16 protein-coding genes are annotated in these 15,575 nt (G+C 71.1%); 3 read left to right on the top strand and 13 right to left on the bottom strand.

All coding sequences use genetic code 11. The features are described from left to right. Positions 1 to 69: 69 nt before the first annotated feature. From OG965_RS30270 to OG965_RS30260, 3 genes are all read right to left on the bottom strand, one after another. The gene (locus OG965_RS30270) at positions 70 to 1,404 is read right to left on the bottom strand and encodes a class I SAM-dependent RNA methyltransferase (protein ID WP_371655204.1); all 1,335 of its coding nucleotides are present in this window, start codon (positions 1,402 to 1,404) and stop codon (positions 70 to 72) included. A gap of 101 nt (positions 1,405 to 1,505) precedes the next feature. Beyond that, positions 1,506 to 3,557, bottom strand: a complete 2,052-nt coding sequence (locus OG965_RS30265; protein ID WP_371655203.1) for an APC family permease — start codon at positions 3,555 to 3,557, stop codon at positions 1,506 to 1,508. Positions 3,558 to 3,609: 52 nt separating this feature from the next. Further along, positions 3,610 to 4,359 carry a hypothetical protein gene (locus OG965_RS30260; protein ID WP_371657104.1) on the bottom strand — a complete coding sequence of 250 codons (750 nt, stop codon included), beginning with the start codon at positions 4,357 to 4,359 and terminating at the stop codon, positions 3,610 to 3,612. A gap of 208 nt (positions 4,360 to 4,567) precedes the next feature. On the opposite strand from OG965_RS30260, the gene OG965_RS30255 reads away from it, so the two are divergent. Then, complete coding sequence (locus OG965_RS30255) at positions 4,568 to 5,236, top strand: TrkA family potassium uptake protein (RefSeq protein WP_371655202.1); 669 nt, start codon at positions 4,568 to 4,570, stop codon at positions 5,234 to 5,236. Further along, positions 5,236 to 5,913, top strand: coding sequence for a TrkA family potassium uptake protein (locus OG965_RS30250; RefSeq protein WP_371655201.1), 678 nt, complete (start codon positions 5,236 to 5,238; stop codon positions 5,911 to 5,913). Before OG965_RS30255 ends, OG965_RS30250 begins: the two co-directional genes overlap by 1 nt. Before the next feature lie 56 nt (positions 5,914 to 5,969). On the opposite strand, the gene OG965_RS30245 is transcribed toward OG965_RS30250, so the two are convergent. The 8 genes from OG965_RS30245 to OG965_RS30210 all read right to left on the bottom strand — a co-directional run bounded on the left by OG965_RS30245 (position 5,970) and on the right by OG965_RS30210 (position 13,461). Further along, a complete protein-coding gene (locus tag OG965_RS30245; RefSeq protein ID WP_371655200.1) occupies positions 5,970 to 6,716 on the bottom strand; it encodes a DUF3159 domain-containing protein in 747 nt (248 codons plus the stop codon). Between the two features lie 3 nt (positions 6,717 to 6,719). After that, positions 6,720 to 7,118, bottom strand: a complete 399-nt coding sequence (locus OG965_RS30240; RefSeq protein WP_079126363.1) for an OB-fold nucleic acid binding domain-containing protein — start codon at positions 7,116 to 7,118, stop codon at positions 6,720 to 6,722. Between the two features lie 185 nt (positions 7,119 to 7,303). Further along, positions 7,304 to 7,993 (bottom strand): response regulator, encoded by a 690-nt coding sequence (locus tag OG965_RS30235; protein ID WP_371655199.1) that lies wholly within the window; start codon positions 7,991 to 7,993, stop codon positions 7,304 to 7,306. A gap of 31 nt (positions 7,994 to 8,024) precedes the next feature. Beyond that, entirely contained in the window at positions 8,025 to 10,568 is a 2,544-nt protein-coding gene (locus OG965_RS30230) for an ATP-binding protein (protein ID WP_371655198.1), read from the bottom strand. A gap of 137 nt (positions 10,569 to 10,705) precedes the next feature. Continuing rightward, positions 10,706 to 11,437 (bottom strand): ABC transporter ATP-binding protein, encoded by a 732-nt coding sequence (locus OG965_RS30225; RefSeq protein WP_371655197.1) that lies wholly within the window; start codon positions 11,435 to 11,437, stop codon positions 10,706 to 10,708. Positions 11,438 to 11,577: 140 nt separating this feature from the next. Continuing rightward, positions 11,578 to 12,363 (bottom strand): DUF3710 domain-containing protein, encoded by a 786-nt coding sequence (locus OG965_RS30220; protein WP_371655196.1) that lies wholly within the window; start codon positions 12,361 to 12,363, stop codon positions 11,578 to 11,580. 1 nt (position 12,364) lies between these two features. Further along, positions 12,365 to 12,880: a dUTP diphosphatase gene (gene dut, locus OG965_RS30215; RefSeq protein ID WP_067165186.1), complete on the bottom strand. Its 516-nt coding sequence runs from the start codon at positions 12,878 to 12,880 to the stop codon at positions 12,365 to 12,367. After that, on the bottom strand, positions 12,877 to 13,461 hold the full coding sequence (locus OG965_RS30210) for a PaaI family thioesterase (protein ID WP_283141049.1): 585 nt from the start codon (positions 13,459 to 13,461) through the stop codon (positions 12,877 to 12,879). The genes dut and OG965_RS30210 overlap by 4 nt, the downstream gene beginning before the upstream one ends. 58 nt (positions 13,462 to 13,519) lie before the next feature. Between OG965_RS30210 and OG965_RS30205 the strand changes: the two genes are divergently transcribed. Then, on the top strand, positions 13,520 to 14,023 hold the full coding sequence (locus OG965_RS30205; protein WP_371655195.1) for a DUF3093 domain-containing protein: 504 nt from the start codon (positions 13,520 to 13,522) through the stop codon (positions 14,021 to 14,023). Here OG965_RS30205 and OG965_RS30200 read toward each other — a convergent pair. Continuing rightward, positions 14,020 to 15,003: a hypothetical protein gene (locus OG965_RS30200; protein WP_371655194.1), complete on the bottom strand. Its 984-nt coding sequence runs from the start codon at positions 15,001 to 15,003 to the stop codon at positions 14,020 to 14,022. The genes OG965_RS30205 and OG965_RS30200 overlap by 4 nt on opposite strands. Before the next feature lie 12 nt (positions 15,004 to 15,015). Then, a complete protein-coding gene (locus OG965_RS30195) occupies positions 15,016 to 15,312 on the bottom strand; it encodes a DUF4193 domain-containing protein (protein ID WP_067165176.1) in 297 nt (98 codons plus the stop codon). Positions 15,313 to 15,575: the final 263 nt, after the last annotated feature.

Raw genomic sequence — 15,575 nt, 5'->3', positions numbered from 1 at the left:
CGAATATGCGTCAAGATATCGCCCGTAACGCCCACAACGCACATAATGCACACTCGGTGAAACCGCAGGTCAGGCGCCCTTTTCGGCAGGCTCAAGGATCGCGACGCACTCCACATGATGCGTCATAGGAAACAGATCAAACGCCCGAAGCGTCCGCACCCGATACCCCCCCTCCCGGAAATACCCCAGATCCCGCGCCAGCGCCGCCGGATCGCAAGCGACGTACGCGATGCGGCGCGCGCCCAAGCCCGACAGGTAGCGCACCGTCTGCTTGCCCGCGCCCGCGCGCGGCGGGTCGAGGACGATCAGGTCTGCCTCGGTGATCTTCGTGCGGGGCAGGACCTGCTCGACCTTGCCCTGTTCGACGCGGACGCGGGGGAAGTCGGCCAGGTTGTGGCGGGCGTCCTCCACCGCGCGCTTGCCCGACTCGATGCCCAGGACGGCGCCGGTCTCGCCGAGGCGCTCGGCGAGGGCGCCCGCGAAGATGCCGACACCGCAGTACAGGTCCAGCGCCATCTCGCCCTTGCGCGGCATCAGGCCCTGCATCACGGCCTTGACCAGGGTGTCCGCGGCCTGCGGGTGGACCTGCCAGAAGCCGCCCATGCCCACGCGGTAGGTGCGCTCGTCGGCGCGCTCGCGGACGAAGGCTCGGCCGTGGACGCGGTGGACGCCGCCGTCCTTCTCCTCCACCCGGAGGACCGAGACCGGCTTGTCGAGTTCGACCAGCGGGAGGCGGCCGCCGGTGCGCGGGGTCAGTACGACCTGGCGGTCGTGCGAGCCCGTCGCGGCGATCGCCTCGACCGACTCCATCTGCGGCCACTCGCGCTTCTCGATGCCGAGCTCGCTGACGCCGGGCGCCGCGATCATGCAGTGGTCGATCACCTGGACGTCGTGCGAGCGGTGCTTGCGCAGGCCGGCGTGGCCGTCCTCGTCGATGGCGTACTGGACGCGGGTGCGCCACGCCGGGACCTGGCCCGCGGGGAGCTTGTCGCCCTCGGCCGGCATGACCGTGCCGTCCCAGCCGGCCTCCTCGGGCGTCAGTCCGGCGAGCCGCTGCAGCTGCTCGGCGATGACCTCGCCCTTGAAGCGGCGCTGCGCGCCCGGCTTCGCGTGCTGCCAGTCGCAGCCCCCGCACTTGCCGGGGCCCGCGAACACGCACGGCGCCTCGACCCGGTCCTTGGACGGCGACAACACCTCGACCGCGTCCGCGCGCAGGTAGCGGGAGTCCTCCTCGCCCTCCGTCACGCGGGCCACGACCTTCTCACCCGGCAGCGCGTGCCTCACGAACAGCACCCGGCCCTGCTCCGTGCGGGCGATGCAGTGGCCACCGTGCGCCACGGGGCCGACCTCGACCTCGTACTCCTCCCCGACCAGCGAAGACGAAGGCTCAGACTCGTTCTGCATGTGGGGGTGACTCCAGAAGTGGTGAGGGAGGGGCTGCCGTCCGCATACGGACGGCAGCCCCCCAGTCTACGTCGGCGAGCGGACCGCTCAGCCCTACCCGCTCAGCCCTTCCCGCTAGGCTCCTTCGGGCGCTGCGGCGCCACCGGGCCCCGCCGCACCGAACCCGGCGCGTTCCAGTCCTGCCGCTTGCGGGCCCGCTTCTTGGCGGCCTCGGAGGACTGGAGCTGGTAGGGGACGGACGTCACCATCACGCCCGGCGTGAAGAGCAGGCGGCCCTTCAGGCGCAGTGCGCTCTGGTTGTGCAGCAGGTGCTCGTACCAGTGGCCCACCACGTACTCGGGGATGTAGACGCTGACCGCGTCGCGCGGGCTCTCGCGGCGCAGACCCTTGACGTACTCGATGACCGGGCGGGTGATCTCGCGGTACGGCGAGTCGATGATCTTCAGCGGTACGTCGATGCCGCGCCGCTCCCACTCGTCCTTGAGCGCCTTGGTCTCGGCCGCGTCGACGCTGACGCTGATCGCCTCCAGCTGGTTGGCGTGCAGCAGCTTGGCGTAGGCGAGGGCGCGCAGGGTCGGCTTGTGGAGCTTGGAGACCAGGACCACGGAGTGCACGCGCGAGGGGCGGACGTACTCGTCCGGGCGCTCCTCGGCCGCCGCGATCTCGTCGGCCACCTTGTCGTAGTGCTTGCGGATCGCGGTCATCGTTCCGTAGAAGATCACCATGCCCATCAGGGCGACCCAGGCACCGTGGGTGAACTTGGTGGCGAGGACGACGACCAGGACGAGCCCGGTGAAGAAGGCGCCGAAGGTGTTGATCGCGCGGGAGCGGACCATGCGGCGGCGCTTGGCCGGGTCCTGCTCGGTGGCGAGGTGCCGGTTCCAGTGCCGGACCATGCCGGTCTGGCTCAGGGTGAACGAGACGAAGACGCCGACGATGTAGAGCTGGATCAGCCGGGTCGAGTCCGCGCCGTATATCACCACGAGCAGGATCGCGGCCCCGGCCAGCAGCACGATGCCGTTGGAGAACGCGAGGCGGTCGCCGCGGGTGTGCAGCTGGCGCGGCAGATAGCGGTCCTGGGCGAGGATCGAGCCGAGCAGCGGGAAGCCGTTGTACGCGGTGTTGGCGGCCAGGAACAGGACCAGCGCGGTGGCCGCGGCCAGGATGATGAAGAGGAAGCTGCCCTTGCCGAAGACGGCCTCCGCGACCTGGGAGATCACCGGGTTCTGGACGTAGCCGTCGCCGACCGGGACGCCGTTGCTGAGCAGGTCGGTGGCGGGCTTCTCGGCCATCCGCACCTTGGTGGTCATGGCCAGCGCGATGATGCCGCAGAACATGGTGACCGCGAGGCCGCCCATCAGGGCGAGGGTGGTCGCCGCGTTCTTGGACTTGGGCTTGCGGAAGGCCGGGACGCCGTTGCTGATCGCCTCGACGCCGGTGAGCGCGGCACAGCCGGAGGAGAAGGCGCGCAGCAGCAGGAAGACGAGCGCGAAGCCCGCCAGGCCCTGGTGCTCGGCGTGGATCGTGTAGTCGGCCGTCGGGGCCTTCATCGTGTCGTCGAGGACCATGCCCTTGAAGGCGCCCCACGCGATCATGACGAAGACGCCGCCCACGAAGACGTACGTGGGGATGGCGAAGAGGTTGCCCGACTCCTTCACGCCGCGCAGGTTCATCAGCGTGAGCAGCACGATGACGACGACCGCGCAGAGCACCTTGTGCTCGACGACGAACGGGACGGCCGAGCCGAGGTTCTCGATGCCGGAGGCGATCGAGACGGCGACGGTCAGGACGTAGTCGACGAGGAGCGCGCTGGCGACGGTGAGTCCGGCCTTGGGCCCCAGGTTGGTGGTGGCAACCTCGTAGTCACCACCGCCGCTGGGGTAGGCGTGCACGTTCTGCCGGTACGAGGCGACCACGGTGAACATGAGCACCACGACCGCGACCGCGATCCAGGGGCTGAAGTGGTACGCCGACACACCCGCCACGGAGAGCACCAGGAGGACTTCTCCGGGCGCGTACGCAACGGACGAGAGCGGGTCGGACGCGAAGACGGGGAGCGCGATGCGCTTGGGGAGGAGCGTTTCTCCCAGCTTGTCGCTGCGCAGCGCCCGGCCGATCAGGATCCGTTTGGGCACGTCGGTCAGTTTGGACACAACAGAGAAGAGTAGGGGCTGCGGATTGACACGGCCCACCCGCCACCCCCCATCAGTACGAGAGAGCCGCCCACACGGCCGTGACGACGACCGCGATCAGGTAGCAGCCGGTCGCCGCGGCCACCGTCCGCTCGCGGTTCTCGGCGCCGAGTGACGTACGGGACAGCAGCCACGCGAGAGCGGGCAGGACCAGGACCGCGTGCAGGCTCACGCCGTGCAGCGGCTTGAGCGGCGCGGTCGAGGCGTAGGCGTCGAGCTGGTGGCCGGTGCGGGTGAGCACCACGCCGCGGGCGATCATCGCGGCGCCGGAGGCGAGAGCGACCAGCAGGATCGCGAAGCCCGCCCGGACCGCGAGCGCCATCCCGGCCGGTCCGGACGGCGGGCGGCGGAACGCGGCGGCCGCGAACCACGTGAGGATCACCACGAGCAGGCCCCCGCCGACGGCCAGCGTCATCGAGACGGCCGAGTCGAACGGCGTCTCCATGTCGAGGTGCGAGGGCACTTTCCGCCATGCCTGGAGGGTGATCCCGGCCACTTCCAGGACGCTGTCGGCGGCCAGCAGGCCGAGCAGGGCCGTCCGGGTGCGCGGCCCGGTCCGTACGTACGAGGTCACCCAGGTCAGCGCGGCCAGGGTGAGGCCGAAGGACAGGCCGAAGGTGGCGGGCTTGCGCCAGGAGACCGGCCCGTCCCAGGGGCCGCCCGCCACCGCGAACACGCCCAGATGGAACAGACCGGAGGCGAACAGGACGGCCGCGGTGGCCAGACAGAGCCGCTCGGCGGTGCCCGCGCGGGGGTGCTCCACCGCCCCGGCGGACGCGGTGTGCGGCGGGAGTGAACGCCTTGTCGTTTTCACGCGTCTCAGCCTGCGCGACGGATGTGCGGCGGGGCGTCGTCCGGTGGGAGGCTCACCGACTGCGCCCGCGGAAGTACCGACGCTGGTGAGTGCATCCCGCCGCGAGCCGCATAAGCTCGTCACCGGGCAACGCCGACAAGGAAGTATGTGAGGGGACGTGCACATCGTCATCATGGGCTGCGGGCGAGTGGGAGCCGCTCTCGCGCAGACCTTGGAGCAGCAGGGGCACACGGTCGCCGTCATCGACCAGGACCCCACGGCCTTCCGCCGGCTCGGTTCCGGGTTCAGCGGGCGCCGGGTCACCGGCGTCGGCTTCGACCAGGACACCCTGCGTGAAGCGGGGATCGAGGAGGCCGGCGCGTTCGCGGCGGTCTCCAGCGGCGACAACTCCAACATCATCGCGGCCCGGGTGGCCCGCGAGATGTTCGGGATCGAGAACGTCGCGGCCCGCATCTACGACCCGCGCCGCGCCGAGGTGTACCAGCGGCTCGGCATCCCGACGGTCGCCACGGTCCGCTGGACCGCCGACCAGATGCTGCGACGGCTGCTGCCGTCCGGCTCGGAGCCGCTGTGGAGCGACCCGAGCGGCGCGCTGCAGCTGGCGGAGGTGCACACCTCCACGGCCTGGATCGGCCACAAGATCAGCAAGCTGCAGGAGGAGACGGGCGTGCGCGTCGCGTTCCTCACCCGGCTGGGCGAAGCGGTGCTGCCGAGCTCCCAGACGGTCCTGCAGGAAGGCGACCTCGTCCACGTGATGATGCGTACGGACGAGGTCGAGAAGGTCGAGGCGGCCTTCGCCCAGGGTCCCGAGGAGGGCGATCACTGATGCGCGTCGCGATTGCCGGGGCCGGCGCGGTGGGTCGTTCCATCGCGGGCGAGCTTCTGGAGAACGGTCACGAGGTGCTCCTCGTGGACAAGGCGCCCACCGCCATCTCGGTGGAGCGGGTGCCGCAGGCGGAGTGGCTGCTCGCCGACGCCTGTGAGATCACCTCGCTGGACGAGGCGGCGCTCCAGCGCTGCAACGTGGTCATCGCGGCCACCGGCGACGACAAGGTCAACCTGGTCGTCTCGCTGCTCGCGAAGACCGAGTACGGCGTGCCGCGCGTGGTCGCCCGGGTCAACAACCCGAAGAACGAGTGGCTGTTCAACGAGTCGTGGGGCGTGGACGTCGCCGTCTCGACCCCGCGGCTGATGTCGGCGCTGGTCGAGGAGGCGGTGAGCGTCGGCGACCTGGTACGGCTGCTGCGCTTCAGCCACGGCGACGCCAACCTGGTCGAGCTGACGCTGCCGCCGGAGTCGGCGCTGGCGGGCACCCAGGTCGGGGACGTGGCCTGGCCCGACAACACCTCGCTGGTCACGATCATCCGGGGCACCCGGGTGCTCACTCCGCAGCCGGAGGAGACCCTGGAGGCGGGCGACGAGCTGCTGTTCGTCGCCGCGCAGGCCCAGGAGGAGCAGCTGGAGGACCTGCTGTCGGTGCGGCGGGATGACGCCGCGAGCTGACGGTCGTACGTGAGAGGGGCCCGGGGTGCGTGCACCCCGGGCCCTCTGACATGAGCTCAGCTTCCGGCCGCCTCGGCGGCCTTGGCCGCCTTCGCGGCCTCCTCTTCCGCTTCCATCTCCGCGAACACGTCGATGGGCGGCGGGGCCTTGGCCAGGAAGATCCAGGTCAGCCAGACCGCCAGCAGGAACGGCGGGATCTTCAGGGCGATCAGCACCCAGCCGAGCTGGGAGGTGTTGGCCCACCAGTAGAGCGGGAAGAGGATCGCGCACTTGGCGAGCAGGATCAGGCCCCAGGCCCAACTGGCCTTCGCGTACGCCTTCTTGCGGCCGGGGTTCCTGGTGCGCCAGGACAGGTTCTCCTTGAAGACCGGGCCCAGCATCAGCCCGATCAGCGGGACCCCGAAGAGCGTCGTCACCAGATACGCGACGGCCAGGCCCAGGGTGTAGAGCATGCCCGGCAGATAGAAGTCCTTCGCGTTGCCCGTCATCATCGCGAAGACCACGCCGAAGGCCACGCCGAAGACGCCGCTGAAGGCGTGCTTGACGGTGTCCTTGCGGATCAGCCGGACCACGAGGAGCAGCAGAGAGACCGCGACGGCGGCGATCGCCGAGCTGTGCAGGTCCTTGTTGACCGTGAAGATCGTGACGAAGAGGAGCCCGGGCAGGCACGTCTCCACCATGCCCCGGATCCCGCCGAACGCCTCGAAGAGCGCGGCTTCGGTGACGGCTTTGGCGTCGGCGTCCGGTGCGGTGCGCGCGTGCTTGGCGGCGGTCGTGGTGGTCGGCTTGTCGACTGACGTCACCGGCTACTCCTGTCCGAGCGGTCGGAGTTCGTATTTGGGGTTGAACAGCACCCGTCGGCCGTGACTCATCGAGATCCGGCCCGAGGCGATCAGCTTGCGGCCCGGCTCTATGCCCACGATCGAGCGCCGTCCCAGCCACACCACGTCCAGTGGGGCGGTCCCGTCGAAGAGCTCGGCTTCCAGCGCCGGGACGCCCGCCCTCGGGCGCAGGGTGACCGTCCGCAAGGTACCAGTCACCTTGACTATCTGGCGGTCGTCGCAGTCGGAGATGCGGGTGCACCCCGTGGCCTGCGTGTCCTCCTGCAGTTCCGCGGAGTGCAGCTCTTCCTGCGAGGTGGACAGCCGGTCGAGCATCCGGCGGAAGCGCCCCGCGGGCTTCTCGGTTCGAAGGTCAGCACTCATACAGAAAGCGTACCGGCCCCCACCGGCACGGGAGGTGTCCGCGCTCCCCCTGCGCAGGCCCGCTCACACCCTGCTCACCGCCCGAACACGCCCCGCTCACCGCTCGAACCGGTACCCCATCCCCGGCTCGGTGATGCTGCGTCTCCCGGGGGGCGACCCCCGGACCCCCAGCAGATCTCCACGGCTCAGCGCTCGAAGCGGTACCCCATCCCCGGCTCGGTGATGAAGTGGCGCGGGTGGGCGGGGTCCAGTTCCAGCTTGCGGCGCAGCTGGGCCATGTAGACGCGCAGGTAGTTCGTCTCCGTCCCGTAGGAGGGGCCCCAGACCTCCTGGAGGAGCTGCTTCTGGCTGACCAGTCGGCCGGTGTTGCGGACCAGCACCTCCAGGAGGTGCCACTCGGTGGGCGTGAGGCGTACGTCCCGGCCCTCCCGGTTGACCTTCTTCGCGGCCAGGTCGACCGTGAAGCCCTCGGTCTCCACCGTCACCACGTCGTCCGCGCCCTCGCCGCCGACCGGCTCGGCGCGGCGGACGGCCGCCCGCAGCCGGGCGAGCAGCTCGTCCATGCCGAACGGCTTGGTGACGTAGTCGTCGGCGCCCGCGTCCAGCGCCTCGACCTTCTCGTCGGAGGTGTGGCGGGCGGAGAGCACCAGGATCGGCACCCGGGTCCAGCCGCGCAGCCCCTTGATCACCTCGACGCCGTCCATGTCGGGCAGGCCGAGGTCCAGGACGACCACGTCGGGGTGGCGGGCGGCCGCGAGCTGGAGGGCGGTGGCCCCGTCGGGGGCCGCGTCCACCTCGTACTTTCTCGCCTTGAGGTTGATCACGAGGGCGCGGACGATCTGCGGCTCGTCGTCCACCACCAGCACCCGGGTCATGCGGATCCTGCTTTCTGCCGTGGGCCGAGGGTCACGAGGTGACCTGGGCGGAGAGGTCGGCGACGACCGGGCCGGGGCCGGGCACCGCCCTGAGGGTGAGCACCATGGTCATTCCGCCGCCGGGGGTGTCCTCGGCGGTGAGGGTGCCGCCCATCGACTCGACGAATCCCCGGGCGACCGCGAGCCCCAGTCCCACCCCGGCGCCGCGCGGAGCGTCACCGTACCGCTGGAAGGGCTCGAAGATCCGTTCCTTGCTCTCGTCCGGGACGCCGGGGCCGCGGTCGGCCACCCGGACCTCCACACGGTCGCCGAGGGCGCTGGCGGCCACCAGGACGGGCGTGGCGTCGGGGCTGTACTTGACGGCGTTCTCGACGATGTTGGCGACGGCCCGCTCCAGGAGCCCGGAGTCGACGGCGACCATCGGCAGGCTCTCGGGGATGTCCAGCTCGACGCTGTCCTCCGGGACGCCGCCGAGCGCCATCGGGACGACCTCGTCGAGGTCGATCTCGCGGATGATCGGCCTGACGGTGCCGGTGTTGAGGCGGGACATGTCGAGCAGGTTGCCGACGAGGTGGTCGAGCCGGTCGGCGCCGTCCTCGATGCCCGCCAGGAGCTCGGCCTCGTCGTCCTCGGACCATTCGACGTCGTCGGAGCGCAGCGAGGTGACGGCGGCCTTGATGGAGGCCAGCGGGGTGCGCAGGTCGTGGCTGACGGCGGCGAGCAGCGCGGTGCGGATGCGGTTGCCCTCGGCGAGCTTGCGCGACTCCTCGGCCTCGTCGACCAGGCGCTGGCGGTCGAGTACGACGGCGGCCTGGGCGGCGAAGGCGCCGAGCACCCGGCGGTCCTCGGCGGGCAGCACCCGGCCGCTGAGGGCCAGTGCCATGTGGTCGCCGACCGGCATGTCGACATCGGCGTCCTCGGGGCGGGCCACGGGGTGCGGGCCGACGCTCCCCGCGCGGGTCCACGGCTCCACGTCGCCCGCCCGCTCCAGGAGGGCCACGGACTCCATGGCGAAGGTCTCTCGGACCCGTTCCAGGAGCGCGTCCAGCGTGGTCTCGCCGCGCAGCACGCTGCCCGCCAGGAACGAGAGGATCTCGGACTCGGCGCGCAGCCGGGCCGCCTGGTGGGTGCGGCGGGCCGCGAGGTCGACGACGGAGGCCACCGAGACCGCCACCAGGAAGAAGATCGCGATGGCGAGGATGTTCTTGGGGTCCGCGATGGTGATCTGGTGGACGGGCGGGGTGAAGTAGTAGTTCAGCAGGAACGAGCCGAAGGCGGCGGAGGCGAGCGCCGGGAGGAGCCCGCCGAGCAGGGCCGCGGCGACCGTGAGCGTCAGGAAGAGCAGCATGTCGTTGGCGAGCCCGAGGTCCGCGTCGACGTTGGTCAGCAGCAGGGTGAGCAGCGCGGGTCCGGCGACGCCCGAGAGCCAGCCCCAGATGCTCCGGGCCCGCCCGAGCCGCGCGCCGCGCGCCACCGGAAGCCCGCGCCCCTTGGCGACCTCTTCGTGGGTGACGATGTGCACGTCCAGGTCGTGCCCGGACTCGCGGGCCACGGTGGCGCCGACGCCCGGCCCGAAGACGTACTGCCAGGCCTTGCGGCGGCTGGAGCCGAGGACGATCTGGGTGGCGTTGACGCCCTGGGCGAACTCCAGGAGGGAGGCGGGGACGTCGTCGCCTATGACGTGATGAAACGATCCGCCGAGGTCTTCGACCAGGGTGCGCTGGACGGCCAGCTCCTTGGGCGAGGCCGAGGTCAGCCCGTCGCTGCGGGCCACGTACACCGCGAGGATCTCGCTGCCGGAGCCCTTGGCGGCCATCCGGGCCGCGCGCCGGATCAGGGTGCGGCCCTCGGGCCCGCCGGTCAGACCGACGACGATCCGCTCCCGGGCCTGCCAGGTGGAGCGGATGTTGTGCTCGCCCCGGTACTGCTGGAGGTATTCGTCGACCCGGTCCGCGACCCACAGCAGCGCGAGCTCGCGCAGCGCGGTCAGATTGCCGGGGCGGAAGTAGTTGGACAGGGCCGCGTCGACCTTGTCGGACTTGTAGATGTTGCCGTGTGCCATCCGGCGGCGCAGCGCCTGCGGCGACATGTCGACGAGCTCGATCTGGTTCGCCCGCCGCACCACCTCGTCGGGCACGGTCTCGCGCTGGCGCACGCCGGTTATCGACTCGACGACGTCGCCCAGTGACTCCAGGTGCTGGATGTTGACGGTCGACACCACGTCGATGCCCGCCTGGAGCAGCTCCTCGACGTCCTGCCAGCGCTTGGTGTTGCGCGAGCCGGGCACATTGGTGTGGGCGAGCTCGTCCACCAGGGCGACGGCGGGCCTGCGCTCCAGGACCGCGTCGACGTCCATCTCGGTGAAGACCGAGCCGCGGTACTCGATGGTGCGGCGCTGGATCTGCTCCAGGCCGTGCAGCATCACCTCGGTGCGCGGGCGCCCGTGGTGCTCCACGAACGCCACCACGCAGTCGGTGCCGCGTTCCACGCGCCGGTGGCCCTCGGACAGCATCGCGTACGTCTTGCCGACGCCCGGTGCCGAACCGAGGTATATCCGTAGCTTGCCGCGTGCCATGGCCCCATTGTCTTTCAGAGAACTGCTGCGTACCCGGTGCCGACCTTACGGCCCCCAATCCCGGCAAATCGGACCGGGGGTGCCGCTGAGCTGCCGTATTGACGCGATTCTGATACGCGGGGTGGGGCCCGGGGCGCTCAGCCGTGGTCGGTGATCCGCCCGTCGCTCAGCTCCAGGACGCGGTCCGCGAGCCCGAGCAGCTGGGTGTCGTGGGTGGCGACCAGGGCGGTGACGCCCTCGCTGCGCACGACCGCGCGCAGCAGCTCCATGACCGCGAGCCCGGTCTCGGCGTCCAGCTGGCCGGTGGGCTCGTCGGCGATCAGGAGCGCCGGCCGGTTGGCGAGCGCGCGGGCGATGGCGACCCGCTGCTGCTGGCCGCCGGAGAGCTCGCCGGGGCGCTGCTGGGCGTGGTCGCCGAGCCCGACCAGGGCGAGCAGCAGCTCCACGCGCGCGTCGCGCTCGCGCGGGTCGGCCTTGCGCAGCCGCATCGGGACGCCGACGTTCTCGGCCGCCGACAGGATCGGGATCAGTCCGAAGGACTGGAAGATGAAGCCGATGCGGTCGCGGCGCAGCGCCAGCAGGCCGTCCTCGCCGAGGTCGGCCAGGTCGGTGGAGTCGACGGTGATCCGGCCGCCGTCGGGCCGGTCGAGCCCGCCGACCAGGTTGAGCAGCGTCGTCTTGCCCGATCCGGAACGCCCCTTGAGGGCGACGAGCTCGCCGCGCGGCACCTCGAAGGACACCCCGCGCAGCGCGTGGACGGCGGCGGCTCCTTCGCCGTACGAGCGGCGCAGGTCCTCGACGCGGACCATCGGCCCGGTGTTCGGCTCCGCCACGACGGCCGTGCCGCGCCCGCTGGTGCTCTCGCTCATGTCCGCTCCCCCGTACGTCTTGTCCCCGGCCGCGCCAGTATGTGCAGGCGGCGCCCGTCCGGGCAATGCGTACGGGGTTCGAAAACGCCGACGGGCCGCACCCCGCGAAGGGGTACGGCCCGCCGGAAGACCGGAACCGGTCAGCGCACCTCGGTGATCTCCGGGCCGCGCTGGAGCTGGCCCATGCCGCCGGAGAAGCGCGAGCCCTCCTGCTCCTCCTGCTGGACGCCGTCGGGCATCATCTGCGCGTCGTCCGGCAGCTTCAGGACGATCGGGTCGCGCGGGGCCATCGGGCCCTCGCCGCGGACCACGACCGCGTCCTGGAAGATCTGCTCAAGGAGCCCCGCGGCCTGCGGCTGCACCGCGCCCTGGCCGGAGATCACACCGCGCAGGAACCAGCGCGGCCCGTCCACGCCCACGAAGCGGACCAGCTGCACCCCGTTCGTACCGTCCGGGAGCTGGACCGGCACCTGGGCGCGCAGCTCCCAGCCGAGCGGGCCCTCGACCTCGTCGATGATGCCGCCCTGCTGGGTGATGCCGGAGGCGATCTCCTCGCGGACCTCGCCCCAGATGCCCTCGTTCTTGGGGGCCGCGAAGGCCTGCAGCTGTACAGCGCTGTCGCGCAGCACGACGGTCGCCGCGACGATCGCGTCGCCCGCGACCTCGACCCGCAGCTCCATGCCCTCGACTCCGGGGACGAACAGGCCGCCCAGGTCGACGCGGCCCTCTCCGGCCTCGGTGACCTCGGAGATGTCCCACGGACCGTTCGGCCGGGGCGCCGGCGGCAGGTTCATCCTGCGCGGCTCGTCCGCGTCGGCGGTGTCATCGGCGTAGTCGGCATCTTCGGCATCGATGCCGTCGACGACCTGCTCGGCCTCGCCCGCCGTGTCTTCGGCGGAGCCGCTCTTCTTGCGACGTCCGAACACGTCACTGTCCTTCCCGGTCGGATACGACCGAAGCGTATCGATTCCCACCCGTAGTGCCGTCCACAGCGGCATGACCGCCGGTGGAACCGAAGCCCCCCTCGGCCCGCGCCGAGCCGGGAAGCTCCGCCACCTCGTGGAAGCGCACCTTCTCGACCTGCTGGACGACAAGTTGGGCAATCCGGTCGAATCGCTCGAACCGCACGGTCTCGCGCGGGTCGAGATTGACCACGATCACCTTGATTTCCCCACGGTACCCGGCATCCACCGTCCCCGGGGCATTCACCAGGGCGACACCGCAGCGTGCGGCCAGGCCGGACCTCGGATGCACAAAGGCCGCGTACCCGTCGGGCAGGGCGATACTCACCCCGGTGGGCAGGACGGCCCGCTCCCCGGGGGCGAGCTCGGCGGCCTCGGTGGTGACGAGGTCGGCCCCCGCGTCGCCGGGGTGCCCGTACGCCGGGATCGGCACCTGCGGGTCGACTCGGCGGATGAGGACGTCTACGGGGTTACGGGTCACGGGTTCACCTCGAAGGCGCGGGCGCGCCTGACCTGGTCGGGGTCGGACATGACGGCCTGGATCTCCTGCGGACGGCCGTTCTCGATGAAGTGGTCGACCTTCACCTCGATGAAGAGGGCGTCGGCCCGGACCGCCACCGGCCCGTCGGGGCCGCCTATCCGCCCGGTCGCCCTGGAGTAGATCTTCCGCCCGTCGACGGCGGTGACCTCGGCCTCCAGGAACAGCACGGTGTCCACCGGCACTGGCCGTACGAAGTCGGTCTCCAGGCGGCCGGTCACCGCGATCGTCTGCAGCAGCCAGTTCAGCGAGCCGAGCGTCTCGTCGAGCGCCGTGGCGAGCACCCCGCCGTGCGCGAGGCCGGGGGCGCCCTGGTGGGCGGGGCGCACGGTGAACTCGGCGGTGACGGTCACGCCCGCGCCGGCCCGCGCCTCCAGGTGCAGTCCGTGGGGCTGTCCGCCGCCGCAGCCGAAGCAGTGCTCGTAATGCGCGCCGAGCAGCTCGCCCGGGGCGGGCGCGTCGGGGTGCCGGACCGGCGGCTTCGCGTCGGCCGGGGGCGTCAAAGACGCAGATCTAGCAGTCACAGCCGCTGACCTTACCCGCGGTCCAGGGCGCCGGTCGCGCCGTGCCAAGCTTGCTGTCATGCAGCCGAACGCCCCTCAGTACACCGAACGCCTCACCGCCCCCCGCTCGTGGTGGCTGATCGCCGCCCTGGTCGGGGTGGCCTGCGCGCTGATGCTGCTGCCGCTGGGCGGCCTGCCGCTCCTGGCGGGCCTCATCGGCGGGACGGCCGCGGCCGCGATGGTGGTGAGTTCGTACGGGTCGGTACGGATCCGGGTCGTGGCGGGCACACTGGTGGCGGGCGACGCCCGGATCCCGGTGACGGCGCTCGGCGAGCCCGAGGTGCTGGACGCGGAGGAGGCCCGGGCCTGGCGGCTGCACAAGGCCGACCCACGCGCCTTCATGCTGCTGCGCAGCTACATCCCGACGGCGGTGCGGGTGGCGATCACCGACCCCGATGACCCGACCCCGTACGCCTACATCTCCACCAGGGACCCTCAGGCCCTCAAGGCGGCACTGGGGAAATCAGCCCCTCCGGCGATTGAGGAGCGGGGTCCGGGGCAGAGCCCCGCGCCCACGGCCTAACGGCCGAGTTCCTTCGGGAGCTCACCCGGCCGCAAGGGGTCGGCGGGCTGCTCCAGGGCCGGGAGCGCGGGCAGCGCCTCCCAGGGAACCGCGTGCTTGCGCAGATCGTCGCGGACATGCGCCGCGACCTTCTTCGTGTCTCGCCGGTTCATCACCGCACCCACCGCCGCGCCGATCATGAACGGCGTCAGGTTCGGCAGATTGCGGACCATGCGCTTCGTGATCTGCTGGCGCAGTTCGCGCTTCATCTGGCCGCCGAGCGCGGCATTGATGGTCGCCGGTTTGGTCATCTGGACGCCGCGCTCCTCGGTCCAGGACGTCAGATACGCCATGGAGCGCTCTTTCAGATTGCCGGGCGGGCGCAACCCGTAGACCTCGTGGAGCTCGGCGATGAGCTTGAGTTCGATGGCGGCGACGCCGGTGATCTCGGCGGCCAGCTCGGCCGGCATGGCCGGCGGGACGGGGAGCATCGCGGCGGCGCCGATGCCCGCGCCCACCGTCGACGTGGCGTTCGCGGCGCCCGCGATCAGTTTGTCCGCGATTTCCTCCGGGCCGAGACCCGGGAATTGCCCGCGCAGGGTCGCCAGGTCGCGGACGGGAATGCGTGGGGCGATCTCGATGACGCGGTCGGCGAGGTGGGCGATTCCGGCCTTGGCGCCCGCGCCGCTCTTGCGGACCCCTTTCTTGAGGGCCGGGACGCCCTTGGTGGCGGCTGCTCTGCGCAGGGCGTCCAGGCGTCGGGCCCCGGCCGCGGGCCCCGCCTGGTCGTCCAGTACTGCTTCGAGCGAGGCCGGCCGGCCTCGCTCGTCCTCATGTGCACGGGCGGCAGAGCTCACCGCGGGGAGGGCGGAGGGCTCGGCGGGCGTCTGGACGCCCTCTGCCGGGCCTGTGCCGCCCTGTGACACCTCGGGCGTACCCGAGGCACCCTTTCGCCGGAACGGTCGCTTCCGGGGCGGTTCGGCGCCTTCCCCGCCTTTCATGGACGTGCCTGATCAGTCGCAGTCGCGGCAGATCGGCTGGCCGTTCTTCTCCCTGGCCAGCTGGCTGCGGTGGTGCACGAGGAAGCAGCTCATGCAGGTGAACTCGTCGGCCTGCTTGGGCAGGACCCGGACGGCGAGTTCCTCGTTGGAAAGGTCCGCGCCGGGCAGTTCCATGCCCTCCGCGGCCTCGAAGTCGTCGACGTCGACGGCCGAGGCGGACTTGTCGTTCCGCCGGGCCTTCAGTTCTTCAAGACTGTCGGAATCGACGTCGTCATCGGTCTTGCGTGGGGTGTCGTAGTCCGTTGCCATGTCGCTCTCCCCCTCTGGGTGGTTGCGGTGTCTCCAGCGCACGTAACGCGTGAGAGGCCGGACTTGTGCCCGACCCGAGGCGGAGATTTTGCCTCACATCAAGGTCTGTTACTCAATCGACACCCAGCCGCACTCCTCAAGAGTGATCGTCTTGGATGGCGATCGGGACCGTACACGGTCCGAATGTCGCACTTCACGGGCGCCACCCCGTGTACTTCCCGTGATCTCACCCCCCGGAAACCCGGACTTTTCCCGGTTTTCCG

Origin of the sequence: Streptomyces sp. NBC_00224 (assembly GCF_041435195.1) — a bacterium.
GTDB lineage: Bacteria > Actinomycetota > Actinomycetes > Streptomycetales > Streptomycetaceae > Streptomyces.
Note: the sequence above shows the minus strand (reverse complement) of the source record. Positions and strands in the feature narration are given on the sequence as shown.